The 14,788-nt window shown below is 38.6% G+C and carries 12 protein-coding genes; 11 read left to right on the top strand and 1 reads right to left on the bottom strand.

Features of this window, described 5'->3' with window-relative positions; all coding sequences use genetic code 11:
* Positions 1-113 precede the first annotated feature (113 nt).
* From ACFIKJ_RS00280 to ACFIKJ_RS00250, 7 genes are all read left to right on the top strand, one after another.
* Positions 114-1,091, top strand: coding sequence for an ABC transporter substrate-binding protein (locus ACFIKJ_RS00280; RefSeq protein WP_375626061.1), 978 nt, complete (start codon positions 114-116; stop codon positions 1,089-1,091).
* A gap of 62 nt (positions 1,092-1,153) precedes the next feature.
* Positions 1,154-2,050, top strand: coding sequence for an ABC transporter permease (locus ACFIKJ_RS00275; RefSeq protein WP_375653472.1), 897 nt, complete (start codon positions 1,154-1,156; stop codon positions 2,048-2,050).
* Positions 2,043-2,837, top strand: a complete 795-nt coding sequence (locus ACFIKJ_RS00270) for an ABC transporter ATP-binding protein (RefSeq protein WP_015857078.1) — start codon at positions 2,043-2,045, stop codon at positions 2,835-2,837. The genes ACFIKJ_RS00275 and ACFIKJ_RS00270 overlap by 8 nt, the downstream gene beginning before the upstream one ends.
* Positions 2,838-2,841: 4 nt before the next feature.
* Positions 2,842-3,882, top strand: a complete 1,041-nt coding sequence (gene holA, locus ACFIKJ_RS00265; protein ID WP_375653474.1) for a DNA polymerase III subunit delta — start codon at positions 2,842-2,844, stop codon at positions 3,880-3,882.
* Between the two features lie 1,934 nt (positions 3,883-5,816).
* The gene (locus ACFIKJ_RS00260) at positions 5,817-6,746 is read left to right on the top strand and encodes a prephenate/arogenate dehydrogenase family protein (protein ID WP_375626056.1); all 930 of its coding nucleotides are present in this window, start codon (positions 5,817-5,819) and stop codon (positions 6,744-6,746) included.
* A 410-nt stretch (positions 6,747-7,156) separates the two neighbouring features.
* Positions 7,157-8,011 carry a YihY/virulence factor BrkB family protein gene (locus ACFIKJ_RS00255; RefSeq protein ID WP_375626054.1) on the top strand — a complete coding sequence of 285 codons (855 nt, stop codon included), beginning with the start codon at positions 7,157-7,159 and terminating at the stop codon, positions 8,009-8,011.
* 31 nt (positions 8,012-8,042) lie between these two features.
* Positions 8,043-8,519, top strand: coding sequence for a YaiI/YqxD family protein (locus ACFIKJ_RS00250; RefSeq protein ID WP_375649209.1), 477 nt, complete (start codon positions 8,043-8,045; stop codon positions 8,517-8,519).
* Position 8,520: 1 nt separating this feature from the next.
* On the opposite strand, the gene ACFIKJ_RS00245 is transcribed toward ACFIKJ_RS00250, so the two are convergent.
* Positions 8,521-9,216, bottom strand: a complete 696-nt coding sequence (locus ACFIKJ_RS00245) for a TlpA disulfide reductase family protein (protein WP_375626052.1) — start codon at positions 9,214-9,216, stop codon at positions 8,521-8,523.
* Positions 9,217-9,248: 32 nt separating this feature from the next.
* On the opposite strand from ACFIKJ_RS00245, the gene argH reads away from it, so the two are divergent.
* The 4 genes from argH to ACFIKJ_RS00225 all read left to right on the top strand — a co-directional run bounded on the left by argH (position 9,249) and on the right by ACFIKJ_RS00225 (position 14,710).
* On the top strand, positions 9,249-10,649 hold the full coding sequence (gene argH / locus ACFIKJ_RS00240; RefSeq protein WP_375649207.1) for an argininosuccinate lyase: 1,401 nt from the start codon (positions 9,249-9,251) through the stop codon (positions 10,647-10,649).
* 51 nt (positions 10,650-10,700) lie between these two features.
* Positions 10,701-10,880, top strand: coding sequence for an LPS translocon maturation chaperone LptM (locus ACFIKJ_RS00235; RefSeq protein ID WP_375626049.1), 180 nt, complete (start codon positions 10,701-10,703; stop codon positions 10,878-10,880).
* Positions 10,881-10,889: 9 nt separating this feature from the next.
* A complete protein-coding gene (lysA, locus tag ACFIKJ_RS00230) occupies positions 10,890-12,164 on the top strand; it encodes a diaminopimelate decarboxylase (RefSeq protein WP_375626342.1) in 1,275 nt (424 codons plus the stop codon).
* Positions 12,165-12,280: 116 nt separating this feature from the next.
* A complete protein-coding gene (locus tag ACFIKJ_RS00225; protein WP_375626045.1) occupies positions 12,281-14,710 on the top strand; it encodes a TIGR02302 family protein in 2,430 nt (809 codons plus the stop codon).
* Positions 14,711-14,788 lie beyond the last annotated feature (78 nt).

Raw genomic sequence — 14,788 nt, 5'->3', positions numbered from 1 at the left:
GTTTGATTTATTTTGTCCATGTTTTAATAAAATGAAATAAAGATTGATTTTATAAGATTCTTCAGTAATAGATTATTCCTTTTTTAATTTTGCATAGAGAGGGGTGGAATATAATGTTGAAGAGAATAAATATATTGGGGATTATCATTGCAGCTGTTTTTATGATGAACAGTGTTGCAAAAGCGGATGACCAAGTTAAACACATTAAAGTTGCACTCACACAAATTATGGTCCATCCTGCTGCGGATGCCGTTCGTAAAGGTGTGGAAGATGTTCTTGCAGAAAATGGTTATAAGCAAGGTGAAAATTTTCAGCTCACCTTTTTATCAGCGCAAGGCAATATTTCAACAGCAACGCAAATTGCACGTAAATTTGTTGGTGATAAACCTGATGTTATTGTAGCGATTACCACGCCTTCAGCACAAACAATGCTTGCGGCAACAAAAACAATTCCTATCGTCTTTGCGGCGATTTCTGATCCTATCGGAGCTAAAATCGTTTCTTCGCTTACCAAACCTGGCGGTAATGTGACGGGGAGTTCTGATCGTATAGATGTTGCAGAAAGTGTTAAACTTTTACAAGAAGTAAAACCAGATTTGAAAAAAATTGGTTATCTTTATAATGCTTCTGAAGCAAATTCTGTTTCAACACTTAAGGTGTTAAAGGATGCGGCAAAAAAAGTTGGAATTGAAATCGTTCCTTCATCGGCACCAAAACCTTCAGATGTTCAGGCAGCAACACGGGCTTTAATCGGTAAGGTAGATATCATTTTTATTCCTGCTGATAATACTGTTCTTTCTGTTTTAGAGGGTGCAGTAAAGGTCACACAGGAAGCAAATGTTCCTATATTTACTGTTGATGCTAATTCTATTGGACGCGGTCCTTTTATGACGCAAGGTGTGAATTTCTATGATGTAGGGGGTGATGCTGGGAAGTTGGTTGTGCGTATTCTAAAGGGTGAAAAGCCTGGTGATATTGACGTTGTGCAGGCGGCTAATAATGACATTCGAATTGATATGAAAGCAGCAAAAAAAGCGGGGATTGTTATTCCGCAGGCAGTTATTGATCGCGCGACAAAAGTGATTCAATGACTTTCATTGATAGGATGTTGATACAATAAAATACGTTAAGTTTTCATGGGGATTGTCTTTACATGAATATATTTGCGTTTTCTGGCGCTGTGGAATTAGGTCTTATTTATGCTTTTGTGGCTATAGGGGTTTATCTCTCTTTTCGCGTTTTGGACTTTCCTGATTTAACAGTTGATGGTTCATTTCTTCTTGGGTCTTGTGTCTGTGGTGTCTTGATTCTTTTAGGTTTTAATGCATGGGCAGCTATGGCATGTGCTTTTTGTGCAGGCATGGTAGCTGGTTTATTAACAGCTATGTTGAATTTGCGTTTTGGTATTTTGAATCTTTTGGCTTCCATTTTAACAATGTCAGCACTCTATACGGTTAATCTTCGTATTATGGGAATTATGGGAGGATCTAATGTTAATTTAGCGCTTGCTGATACGGCGTTAACGCCCTTTTATAATCTGTTTGGTTTGTCTGATATTTTTGTGCGTCCTCTTTTCATTGGGACTGTATTGCTGGTTGTAGCGTTTTTGATTTGGCGTTTTTTGGAAAGCGAAATAGGTCTTGCTATGCGTGCAATGGGAGCTAATCCACGGATGGCTACAGCTCAAGGGGTCCATACGTCGGCGTTAATTTATTTTGGTATGGGGCTTTCAAATGCCTGTGTTGCACTTGGTGGTTCTCTTTATATTCAAACTGCGATTGCAACGGATATTACCGGTGGAATTGGAACAATTGTTTTTGGGTTGGCAGCTGTGATTATCGGTGAAACTTTATTTCGTACGCGTAATATTTTTTGGATTATAATCAGCTGTATTGTGGGATCTGTGCTTTATCGTGTGGCGGTACAATTTGCATTTGAAGCAAATGGAATTGGTATTGATACGTCGACAGATCTTCAGTTGATTACTTCATTGTTGGTTATTTTAACCCTTATTGTGCCACGCTATTGGAGGAGGCGTAAACGTGATTGAGTTTTCTCATGTTGGGGTTACATTTAAACCTCAAACACCTTTGGAAAAACAGGCTTTGATTGATATTAACCTTAAAATCGATCAGGGTAGTTTTGTTACGGTTATTGGTTCAAATGGCGCTGGTAAATCAACCTTGCTCAGTGTTTTAGCGGGTGCAACGCTTCCCTCAACAGGGAAAGTGGTTATCAATGGGCAAAATGTTTCTAGGCAGTCAGTCAGTGAACGCGCTGGAAAGGTTGCTTGTGTTTTTCAAGATTCTTTAATAGGCAGTTGTGGTTCTTTAACAATTGAAGAAAATTTGGCTCTTGCTGCTCTTCGAGGAAGTCGTCGTGGTTTGCGGTCGGCTTTAAACCATGAGAAACGGCAATTTTTTCGAGAGAAAATTGCTCAATTAGGCATTGGTCTTGAAGCATATATTCATAATCCTATGGATAGTTTATCAGGTGGGCAACGCCAAGCTGTTTGCCTTGTGATGGCAACATTAGCTCATGCAGATGTTTTATTGCTTGATGAACATACCTCAGCGCTTGATCCTGGAATGGCTGATTTTGTGATGCGGTTGACTGAAAAAATTGTTGAAGAGAAAAAATTAACGACTATCATGGTGACTCATTCTATGCGCCAGGCTCTTGATTATGGCGATCGCACCTTGATGTTGCATGGTGGAAAAGTGATTTTGGATGTCTGTCATGAAGAGCGTAAGGGCTTGGATGTCAATGATTTAATTGGCATGTTTCAGAAAGTTCGCGGGGAAGTTCTTGATGATGATGAACTGTTAATGGATTAATAATGTGGCTCAGAAAAAAGCACATGAAGTTGATCAGTTTTTAACGCGTTTTTCACGTGCTTTTCCTATTGTTCTCATTTATGGGCCAGATCGTGGTCTTATTTGTGAGCGTGCACAATGTTTTGCAAAACTTACAAAGGTAGCAATAGAAGATCCATTTTCGACAATTCGTTTGGATGCTGCTGAAATTGATAAAGATCCTGCACGTTTGGAAAATGAAGCGCGTACGTTATCGCTTTTTGGGGGAGACCGTTTGATATGGATCTCTAATGCTGCTAACCAAAAGGGTTTTCTTGCTGCCTTGAAACGTTTAATTGAGAATCCACCAGAAGCCTGTTTTATTCTCATTGAGGCAGGGGATTTAAAAAAAGGAACAGGGTTGCGCAATGCTGTTGAAACAGCATCAAAAGCAATGGCTTTGCCCTGTTTTGCAGATGATATGCGTTCTCTTGACGGTTTGATTGATGAGGTTTTAGGGCAGTTTAAGAAGACTATTTCTTTGGATGCACGTAGATGGTTACATGAAAGTTTAGGGGCGGATCGCCTTGTATCACGAGGTGAATTAGAAAAGCTTTGTCTTTACGCTGCAAATGTTCATATTACTCTTGAAGATGTCAAAGCTGTTGTAAGCGATGTCAGTGCTCTTTCTCAAGATGAAGTCATTGATGCTCTTTTATTGGGCGATATATCAGGCTTTGAAGTGCATTTTAACCGACATGCAGCATTGCATGGGGCGCTTTTTTTTATTTTGAGTGCAGCACAAAGGCATTTTCAGCAATTACAGCTATTGCGTTATCAAGTAGAGGTTGAAGGAAAATCGCCTTTTACGGTGGTTTCTCAAGCACGGCCTCCCATTTTTTTTCAACGGAAAAAGATCGTTGAACAAGCTTTAAAATATTGGAAGTTAGAACAGATTTCTTATGCAATGGAAAAAATTCAGAGTGCTGTTTTAGACAGTCGTAAAAATCCACTTTTGGGTGAAGCTATCATTCGTCAAGTTTTGTTAGGGCTTACAATTATTGCACGACGCCAGATGGCAGCTTAACAGTTTAGAAATATGATGATTTTTTATTTTTAGTACGCCACAGAGGTGTTTTCAGCAATTAAAACTGTTGTGTTATCAAGTAGAGGTTAGTTGTAGTTTTGAAGTTGCATTTGAAGAGCTTGAAATTTTTATAGAAACTTTTCTTCAGAAAAATTATTTATCTTTGAAAGGCAGTTTTTACACGGTTTTATTATCTTGTTGTGTCGTAAAACACTGTTGGTTCGTGATATAGGGCTCAGGCAAAATTTACGTATTCGGTGTTTTTTGTGTGAGTATGGGGTGAATATTAGGCTAGTTCATAGCGCCTTAATGGAGTAACATCCCTCATGCAAAACAGAGCATCTCAAACAACAGAAGACACTTGTATGGTAGATTCATACGCTTTCTTAGAAATATTTCTCAATGCGCGCATATCTATTTCGCGGCGGTGTTTATGAATGGTATAATGGTAAAGTGCTCCTTGAAGAATATAAAATCCATAGAGCATCACTATTTTTACGCTTAATAAAAGTGCAAGCCAGAGCATCATCATATATTTGTCTAGTCTCTAATTTGCTACAGTTTTTGGCATTAGAGAGCGTTTTGCATCATTTTTTTCTCACATGTCTTCTTGTGACGTGCAGACAAGAGAGTTTGTGATGGAAGAATTTTACCGTATTTGAAGTTATGATTCAAATTGAAAAACAATTATTATATTTATAAATCAATATATTATAGATTAATTGAATCACTTAAAATAGTGAATTAGTGGAATCTTTTAGACAAGAAAATGAATTGTTTGCAGATCGGTATGAACTAAGAATCTTCGTGGGATGAGGAGAAAGTCAAAATAGATTATGATGAAAACGACAGTACCTATGAGGAGATTTTTATTTTTGATACAGAGATGATTATCTTAGCAATGAATGTGTCTCATAAACAGAGCAAGCCATTGTTTATTATTATAACTCATCATTTTTCATATTGAGTCAATCAAAACGATGTCTTTTGCACGTCATAAGTGGGGGCGTGTGGATAAAAACTGTGCAAGAAAGCACTAAAAATGCCTCTTATGAATGCTCTCAAATTCCAAGGGTTTTTGCAACATTGGAGGTAGGCAAATATAATGATAGTGTTTTATTAAGTGTGAAGAGGGTCGTGCTTAATGGATTTATAGTTATAACATTTACAAACACTGTCGTGAGATAGGCTGGGGAGAGAGATGTCTTTTTAAAACAAACGCATGAATTTGCAATCCAAATCTATCCTGTTTAGGGCGCTTTGTTTTACGTGAGGGGTATGGCTCCATTAAAGGGATATTCGGTGTTTTGTTATCAAACTTTTTCTTTATTGAGAGAGCGTGTTTTTCTCATATTTGTTTGATTTACGGTATCAGGAATCGGGAGAGGAAAATGTTTTTAATGGTATTTTTTGTATGCGTTATTTTACGGTGTTTTCAATATTCATAAAACTTGTGTTGATGTTGTAGGTGGAGGCGTAATACATTCTTATATAGGTCTGATGTACAAATTAATGAACGTATTGGGATAATTTGGAAAGAGTTGGTGTCTGCTTACGCTTTTGATGTGTTTTTTGTGAGTAAATTAGTAAGATTTAGTAAGATAAAGTAAATTGATGAGATTTTATGTAGAGTCGTTGTTATCTTAATTGAGAGTGCATTTAATTTTTGTTTCAGTGATGCGCTTTGATCAGTAATTAAGTGGGAGTTTTAGAGCGTGATGTTAGATTTCTCGTCATTTATTTTTTATTTATTTTCTAGGTAAAATGATCTGTTGTCAGCTTGCGCAGGTGATGATTGGTAAACTGCGTTATTCTTTATTTCCTAGTTGTCGTTTTTTAATGTTTTACGCATAACTCTTGAACAAACAGACAGGAAAATTATGATTTTACAATTGTTTTTATTGCCATTTGCAAAGAATCTTTGAAGGTGAAAGATGCGCCATATTCAATTTGAAAAAATAGCACTCATTGGAATCGGTCTGATTGGATCTTCTTTAGCAAGAGTTATTAAAAAGAAAAATCTTGCGGCTCAAATTTCTATTGCAACACGTCGTTCAGAAACCTTGAAAAGAGCGCGCGAATTGGAGCTTGGGGACTTTTATACGACAGATAATGCAAAAGCTGTTGAAGGAGCAGATTTGGTTATTCTTTCTGTTCCTGTTGGGGCTAGTGCAGAAGTAGCAAAAAACATTCGTGATCATTTAAAACCTGGAGCGATTGTGAGTGATGTTGGTTCTACGAAAGCGTTGGTTATTGCGGAAATGGCACCTTTATTGCCAAAAACAGTTCATTTTATTCCAGGGCATCCAATTGCTGGAACGGAATATTCAGGACCAGATGCTGGTTTTGCTGATTTATTTATGAATCGTTGGTGTATTTTAACGCCTTTTGCTGAGAGTGATGCTGCTGCTGTCGCACAATTAACAGCGTTTTGGGAAGCTTGTGGTGCACGTGTCGAAAAGATGGATCCTAAACATCATGATCTTGTTTTGGCTATTGTTTCGCATTTGCCGCATTTGATTGCTTATAATACTGTTGGGACAGCGAGTGATTTAGAAAAAGTAACAAATTCAGAAGTCATTGCTTATTCCGCTTCCGGTTTTCGTGATTTTACACGTTTAGCATCTTCTGATCCCGTTATGTGGCGCGATATTTGTTTGCATAATAAGGATGCTATTTTAGAAATGTTGAGCCGTTTTAGTGAGGGGCTTGCTTTTTTAGAGCAGGCAATTCGTTTAGGAGATGGTGAGACATTGTTTAACTTTTTTACACGTACGCGTGCTGTACGTCGCAATATTATTGATGCTGGACAGGAAATTGATGCTCCTGATTTTGGACGTCAGAGTGTTTCTAAAAAAGGGTGAATAAAAGCAAGGTTTTTTTGTTGAATTTCATTGGTTTTTTCTAGAAATCGATAAGAAGTTTTTTCTTTATTCAGTCATAGATGGCAATAAAAAAGAGTGGCGATTGCTTCGATACAGATAACTATGACTTCAAAAGGTTTTATGTGTGCAAGATTATCGTGCTTAACTCTCTATAGGGCATATGATGTACAGAAGAGGTTACTGATCTATAGAAGAGACAAAAAAATGAAGTCGTTGTAGAATTTCATATAGTGGGTTGTTGTTTTTGTTTTAGTATAAAGTCAGGCTTGACCGTGTTGATTATTGCCCTTTATATTACAACATCGGAAGATGTTTGTTTGCAGAGTTTTGATGATTTTTATAAAGCTTGAAATAGACAGAGGAAGAGTTTTACCAGAAAGTATAGAGATTTGTTAAGAAATATCTTTAGGTATAGCTATCGTATCCTTGTTGACGCAGTAAGCCATTATTGGCGTGATAATGGGAGTGCTTTTGCAAGCCATGTCGCGCTCTCTGGGCTTTTAGCATTTTTTCCTTTTTTTATTTTTGGAACTTCTCTTGCCAGTTTTCTTGGTGCTTTTACATATACACCGCAAAAAATCAAAGCTTTGGTGCAGTTATTACCAGATGTCATTGCAGAGCCTTTATCTCAGGAAATTATCAATGTTTTAACCATACAGCGGGGGGGAGTGTTGACAGTTTCTGTCATTGGAGCGGCTTATTTTGCCTCTAATGGGGTAGAGGCGTTACGTACAGCTTTAAATAGAGCTTATCGTGTTGTTGATCGGCGTAGCTTGTTGTTTTGTCGTTTTCAAAGTTTGTTTTTTGTGATTCTTGGAGCTGTTGGTCTTATTGTGATCAGCGTTTTGTTGATTTTAACACCTCTGCTGATCAAGATTATGCAAAATCATTCTTTTTTCATTACAGAATATATCGGTGTCATTCGTCTATGGCGTTACATAATCGCAGCGGTTGTTCTCTTTGTAAGTCTTTTGATTGTGCATAAATGGCTACCAGCAGAGCGGCGGAAGTTTATAGATATTTTACCAGGAATTGTACTGACAATGTTTGTATGGTTTATGGCTTCAATTGCTTTTGCACAATATTTGACAATGTTTGATTATATTTCTACCTATGCAGGGTTAGCATCTATTATGGTTGCTATTATTTTTCTTTACATCTTGAGTGCAATTTTTATTTTGGGAGGAGAAATAAACGCGGCGATAATGTTTTATCGCAAGCATTTGCAACATTCAGATGGATGAAAGAACTTAACTATTGCGTGAAAGCCAAGGTATGAATATCCCAATAAAGCCTGCTATTACTTTGTTGATTGATGCGGATGCTTGTCCTGTAAAAGATGAAGTTTATCGTGTGATGAATCGTTATCAGCTTAAGACATTTGTTGTGGCAAATCGTTTTTTTTCCCTTCCAGATGAAGCACTCATTGAAAGAGTGGTCGTTGCTGGTGAATTCAATTGTGCTGATGATTGGATCGTAGAACATGTGCATGAGGCAAGTATCGTTATTACCAGTGATATTCCTTTAGCAGCACGGGTTGTGCAAGCTGGGGGTTTTTGTCTTTCGCCAACGGGGCGTATTTTTGATGTAAATTCAATTGGTCAGGCTTTGGCGATGCGCAATTTGATGGAAGATTTGCGTGGACAGGGCAGTATAATAGGTGGTCCCCGTCCTTTTTCTCGTAAAGACCGTTCTGCCTTTTTGTCAGCACTGGATCTTGTTATACAACGTTTAAAAAGAAGCGGTTATTAGGTTATAGGGCTTCTTTTATAACAGCTTTTATAAGTGCTTTGGCATCGTCATTGGCCCATGGAGCTGCACCATTGAAGGAAGCAATGAGATATCCCTCTTTATCGATGAGAAATGTAATGGGGAGTCCTAAAGCAAGCCCCTGTTTTCTAACATTGTTGAAAATATCCATTGTTTCATCGCGATAGTAAAGCAAATTATCCGCATGAATATTCTGTAAAAATTGCTGAATTTTTTCAGGAGAAGCAGTTTTATCGATATTAATAGCTATGACATCAAAGTTTTCTCCACCTAATTCATGTTTTAATTGCGCAAGTTCTGGCATTTCTGTGCGGCAAGGTGCACACCAAATAGCCCATAGATTGACCAGCATCGGTTTTCCAGTAAATTCGCTGAGTGTGCGCTCTTTTCCTCGAATGTCCTTGAAAGAGAGTTTCTTCATATCTGAGGGCGTATCAGCAAATCTTATGTGGCTAAAAAAGCCTTTTGCTGCTTTTCGGATCGCCATCATTTTTTCTGCTCGTGCTTTATCAATGTTTATTTTTTGTGCTTGTGCTGCTGAAATGAAATTGAAAAGAAAAGACTCTCTTTTGGTATCGTAGTTTATGGTTGCGTATAAACTCAATGCAATGATAAAGAAAGCAAGGGAGAATTGCCTTTTTTTATTGTTTTTTTCGCTGATGAAAATTTGAAAAATCATAATTTTGTCCTTTAAATAGGTGTTTTCAGAATATGACAGATGAGAAGTTAAAGAACCAAATATGGGGTGGTCGGTTTGCGGCAGGTCCTGCTGCAATTATGGAAGAAATTAATGCCTCTATTGATTTTGATCAAAAACTTTATCGACAAGATATTGAAGGTTCCCTTTCTCATGCGGCTATGTTAGCGCAAACGAAAATCATTTCACAATCAGATTATGAAAAAATTGTTCATGGTTTGAAACTTATTCGCCAAGAAATTGAAGACGGTAAATTTGTTTTTTCACGAAAGCTTGAAGATATTCATATGAATATTGAAGCGCGGCTGAGCGAATTGATTGGTCCTGTAGCAGGGCGTTTGCATACGGCTCGCTCACGCAATGATCAAGTTGCTGTTGATTTTCGCTTGTGGGTGCGTGAAGCAACGCAAAAGATAGCACAAGCTTTAAAAGGATTGATAGAGCAATTGCTTATTCGAGCAGAACAACATGTTGATACCTTTATGCCAGGCTTTACGCATTTACAATCAGCACAACCGGTAACATTTGGCCATTATATGATGGCTTATGTTGAAATGTTTGGTCGCGATTTATCGCGGATGCGTGATGCGATTGAGCGCATGAATGAATCGCCTTTAGGGGCGGCTGCTTTAGCAGGTACAGGCTTTCCAATTGACCGTTTTATGACAGCAAAAGCGTTAGGCTTTCGAGAACCTACACGCAATTCGATTGATAGTGTTTCGGATCGTGATTTTGCCTTAGAATTTTTAAGCGCTGGCGCTCTTTGTGCAACGCATCTTTCACGTTTAGCAGAAGAAATAATTCTTTGGTCAAGTGAACAGTTTTATTTTATTCGTTTATCAGATGCTTTTTCAACGGGTTCGTCTATTATGCCGCAAAAGCGAAATCCTGATGCTGCCGAACTTGTGCGGGCTAAAGTGGGACGGTTGAATGGCGCATTGATGGGGTTGTTAACGGTGATGAAAGGGTTACCCCTTGCTTATTCAAAGGATATGCAAGAAGATAAGGAATATGTGTTTGATGGGGCTTTGAGTTTGGAATTATCACTAGCAGCAATGACAGGGATGATTGCTGATTTGAAAGTTAATAAAGAAGTTATGAAACAAGCCGCTGATTCTGGCTATGCAACAGCTACAGATTTTGCTGATTGGCTTGTACGCAATTTAGGGATTCCTTTTCGCGAAGCACATCATATCACAGGGTGTGCTGTGGCATTGGCAGAAAAAAAACAGTGTCGCCTTCAGGATTTATCATTAGATGAACTTCAAGCAATTTGTCCTGATATCAATGCGACACTTTTTGATGTTTTGACCGTTGAAAAATCTGTTGAAAGTCGCAAAAGCTTTGGGGGAACAGCACCTTCAGAGGTTCTTCGGCAAATTGCGTATTGGAAAAAGTGTCTTGTGAACGCTTGAGTGATTGTATTTTAAAGGTAAAAAAGAGATCGAGATGAGGAAAGAGGACAGATGAAAATTATATTAAAGGGGTTGATGATTGTCCTTTTAGGAGGCGTTTGTGTTGCTGGGTGTGGGCGTAAAGGGTCATTGGAAATGCCTCTTACAAGTGTGGAAAAGTCTGTGCAAGGAACATCTGTTGCTCAAAGTGAAGATGATAAACCTTTTATTCTTGATCGTTTGATAAAGTAGGAGGAAAGTGTGGATTTTTTCTCTTACTATCAAGGTATGCTTCATGCTGAGGGTTGTTCACTTGCTGTTCTTGCGCAGGAGGTGGGGACTCCTTTTTATTGTTATTCCGCCAATGCATTGGTTACACGTTTTAAAGACTATAAAAAGGCTTTTCAAGGGATGCCTAGTCTGCTTGCTTATGCGGTTAAAGCCAATTCTAATCAAGCAGTTTTACGGCTTTTAGCGAACAATGGAGCGGGAGCTGATGTGGTCTCAGAAGGGGAATTACGGCGTGCCCTTGCTGTTGGTATTCCGGCACATCGTATTGTTTATTCTGGTGTTGGTAAAACCATGAGAGAGATAGATTTTGCTCTTGCACAGGATATTTATTGTTTTAACGTTGAATCAGAGCCGGAACTTGAACAGTTATCTCAACGTGCTGTTGCGCTTTCAAAGATAGCACGTGTTTCATTGCGCATTAATCCAGATGTTGATGCAAAGACCCATAAGAAAATTACAACAGGAAAATCTGAAAATAAATTTGGTATTCCATTGTTGTTGGCAAGAGAGGCTTATAAAAAAGCGGACTCTTTACCTGGATTGCAGGTTTGCGGTATTGATATGCATATTGGCAGTCAGATTTGTGATTTAAAGCCATTTGAAGAAGCATTCCTTCTTATTGCAGATTGTGTGCGTCAATTGTGGAGCGATGGCTATGCAATAACGCATATAGATATTGGTGGTGGGCTTGGTATTGCCTATGGTTGTGAACAACATACTGTACCTTCTCCTTTTGATTATGCTGCGCTGGTAAAGAAATATATTGCTCCTTTAGGGATTAATATTGTTGTGGAGCCGGGGCGGAGCATTGTGGGACAAGCTGGTGTACTGATGACATCTGTTCTCTATTTAAAAAGGGGACAAGGGCGGAATTTTGTTATTGTAGATGCGGCGATGAATGATCTGATGCGTCCAACGCTTTATGATGCTTGGCAGAATGTCGTCCTTGTGAAACAAGCAGCAAAAGATGCTCCCCTTATTCGTGCAGATATTGTTGGTTCTGTTTGTGAGACTGGCGATTATTTAGCACTAGATCGTTACTTGCCGATTTTGGCACCCGGTGATCTTTTAGCAATTACGCAAGCTGGAGCTTATGGTGCTGTGATGGCGAGTACTTATAATAGCCGACTTTTGATCCCAGAAGTTCTTGTTCAAGATACGTGTTATGCGGTTATTCGTCCACGTCTTGATTATGCTCAATTGATGGGATGTGATCATATTCCTGATTGGGTTGAGAATTCTTAAGTGTTTTTGGTCTTATTTTTACTAAACTTTGATGAAACAATTTATTTTCTAGAAATTGTCTTGTATGGGGTTTATGATCTTAATGCACCACGATAAAAGGGGATAAATGCTTGTTTATGAAAAATAAAAACATCAAAGGCTTTGCAATGAAGCTTTTGTGTGTGCGCATTTTGATGTGGGGAATCCTTTCATTTGAACGGATGTGGGTACGGTTGTTGCCATTTTTCCTCGTTGTTAGTCTCTTTTGTTCGTTTAGCTGGTTGGGACTTTTTGGCATTTTGGGCTATTGGTCACATTTGCTCTTACTTGGGGTTATACTTGTTTGTGCTGGGGCGAGTTTATTTTTTCTTGTTCGTTTTCGGTTTCCCACAATACGGGAAGTGAATTGCCGTCTTGAACGCGTCAATGATCTTAGACATCAGCCTTTGAATATTCAGACAGATCGTTTATGTTCTGAAAATGATGAAGATTTTAGTGCTGTTATTTGGCGTGAACATCAACGCCGAATGGCAAAACAATTATACCATTTAAAAACTGGATTTATCTCTCTTAATAGTGCGGATTATGATCCTTTGGCTTTGAGGGCTTTGTGTGTTCTTCTTTTTGTGTGCGCTTTTAGTTTTTCTTTTGGTTCACAAGGGGGGCGTTTGGCTGATGCCTTTGATTTTCGTCCTGTTGTTGATGAAAAATTCATGCGGATTGATGCTTGGGTAACACCACCTGCTTATACCGGTGTGGCACCGATTTATTTGACAAAAGATGAGAAAACACAACTAGAAATCCCTGAAGGGAGTAATGTTGTTGTGCGTGTTGTCAATGGGGCTGGCGTTACAGTAAAAGCAAAGTCTGTAGAAGATGGGAGGGAAGTTTCGTTTTCAGAGAAAACGGAACAAACAGCTTTGAATGATCCAATCGCTCATTTTGAAACACATTTAAAGCATTCAATGAATTTATTTGTATCATCACGTCGTAAAAAACAGCAGTGGCATTTGCAGATGATTAAGGACACGCTTCCGACAATTCATTGGCTGGAAAAACCAGGGAGGATTTTAACGGGATCATTAGAGTTACGATATGTGGTGGATGATGATTATGGTGTGACAAAGGCTTTTGTTGAAATAGAGCCTTTTCTTTCTCAGAATAAAAGTGCTTCCTCTCTTTATAATGCTCCGGAAATAGAGCTTCTTCTTCCGCGTGGTGGAAAGGGAAAAATGCGGATGGTGCAAGATATATCAGCGCATCCATGGGCAGGTTCGCAAGTCAAAATTACTTTGGTGGCAGAAGATGGTGCGGGGCAGAAAGGGCGTAGCAAAACTTTTGTTATGACATTACCGCAACACGTTTTTTCAAATCCTGTCGCGCGTGCGGTGAGTGAATTGCGTCGTTTATTAGCGCTTGATGCTTCTGCGAGAGAGCGTGTATTGGATATGCTTTCTGCTTTGCTTGTGCGTCCAGAAAAAGGTTTGCAAAATGTAAAGCATTTTCTTGTTCTACAAAGTGCGTGGACAAGACTTTCTTTAGCACAAACAGAAGATGATTTGCGTGGTGTGGTGGATTATTTATGGCAAATTGCTTTGGGTATTGAAGATAATCAGCTTGAATCCGTGCAAAAAAATTTAAAACAAGCTCAAGCTGCTTTACGTGATGCATTGCGTTACGGTGCTTCAGCGGCAGAAATTGAACGGCTTATGGCAGATTTACGTCAAGCTATGGATGAGTATATTCGTGCTTTGGCTGAAAAAGCACAAGATAGTCAAGTTTCTAAAAATTCTAAAAGCTCAAAAAGTCCTAATCTTTCTGAAGCTACATTACAAGAAAAGCTAAATTTAATTGAGGAAATGGCTAAAACGGGCTCTTCTTTAGCAGCTGAACAACTCTTAGCGGAAGTTGAACAGACGCTTGATCATTTGCATGTGCAAAAAGGCAATCAAAATGAGGGAGAAAAAAGCCAATCTGCACAAATGAAAGAAAAGATGGACCAGCTTGGAGATTTAATGCGTCGTCAGCAAGAAATTCTCAATGAAACACATCAGTTAGAGATGGAACAAAAACGCGGAGAAAATGTGCCGGAAACACAGAAAAAATCTTTAAAAAAACGTCAAGCTGAATTGCAGTCTGAATTATCAACATTAGAAAAAGAATTATCAGAACAAGGATTTGAAACAGGGGGCGCATTGAAAAGGGCAGAAGAAAAAATGAATTCTGCGGAGAATGCTCTTGATAATGGAAATCATCAGGTATCTATACAAAATCAGTCTGATGCTTTGGAATCTTTGAGGCAAGGTGCACAAAATGTTTTGAAAAAAATGCGCGAAACACTCAAAGAAACGGGAAATGATCAAAATGCTGATTCTGGTCCTAAAGATCCGTTAGGACGTCCACTTTCTTCAAAAACAGATGAAGAACAAGAAGGTGAGGCACTACCACAAAAAAGTGATCAAATGCGTACGCGGCAGATTTTGGATGAAATTCGCAAACGTCTTGGTAAAGAGCATATTCCAGAAGAAGAAAAAAACTATCTTGAAAGATTGCTTCATTTTAATTAACCAGTGTTGGCTTTTTTCTTAATTGATGTCAGAAATAGTGTATGAAGAATCTCTATGGGGTTCATCTCCAAGAAAATG

The organism is Bartonella sp. PS7NMGDW, assembly GCF_042193585.1.
GTDB classification, from domain to species: Bacteria; Pseudomonadota; Alphaproteobacteria; order Rhizobiales; family Rhizobiaceae; genus Bartonella; species Bartonella grahamii.
Note: the sequence above shows the minus strand (reverse complement) of the source record. Positions and strands in the feature narration are given on the sequence as shown.

Excerpts from the sequence above, each read along its gene's own strand:
- ACFIKJ_RS00280 (WP_375626061.1), top strand. The coding sequence starts at position 114 with ATGTTGAAGAGAATAAATATATTGGGGATTATCATTGCAGCTGTTTTT.
- ACFIKJ_RS00275 (WP_375653472.1), top strand. The coding sequence starts at position 1,154 with ATGAATATATTTGCGTTTTCTGGCGCTGTGGAATTAGGTCTTATTTAT.
- ACFIKJ_RS00260 (WP_375626056.1), top strand. The coding sequence starts at position 5,817 with ATGCGCCATATTCAATTTGAAAAAATAGCACTCATTGGAATCGGTCTG.
- ACFIKJ_RS00250 (WP_375649209.1), top strand. The coding sequence starts at position 8,043 with ATGAATATCCCAATAAAGCCTGCTATTACTTTGTTGATTGATGCGGAT.
- ACFIKJ_RS00245 (WP_375626052.1), bottom strand. The coding sequence starts at position 9,216 with ATGATTTTTCAAATTTTCATCAGCGAAAAAAACAATAAAAAAAGGCAA.
- argH (WP_375649207.1), top strand. The coding sequence starts at position 9,249 with ATGACAGATGAGAAGTTAAAGAACCAAATATGGGGTGGTCGGTTTGCG.
- ACFIKJ_RS00235 (WP_375626049.1), top strand. The coding sequence starts at position 10,701 with ATGAAAATTATATTAAAGGGGTTGATGATTGTCCTTTTAGGAGGCGTT.
- ACFIKJ_RS00225 (WP_375626045.1), top strand. The coding sequence starts at position 12,281 with ATGAAAAATAAAAACATCAAAGGCTTTGCAATGAAGCTTTTGTGTGTG.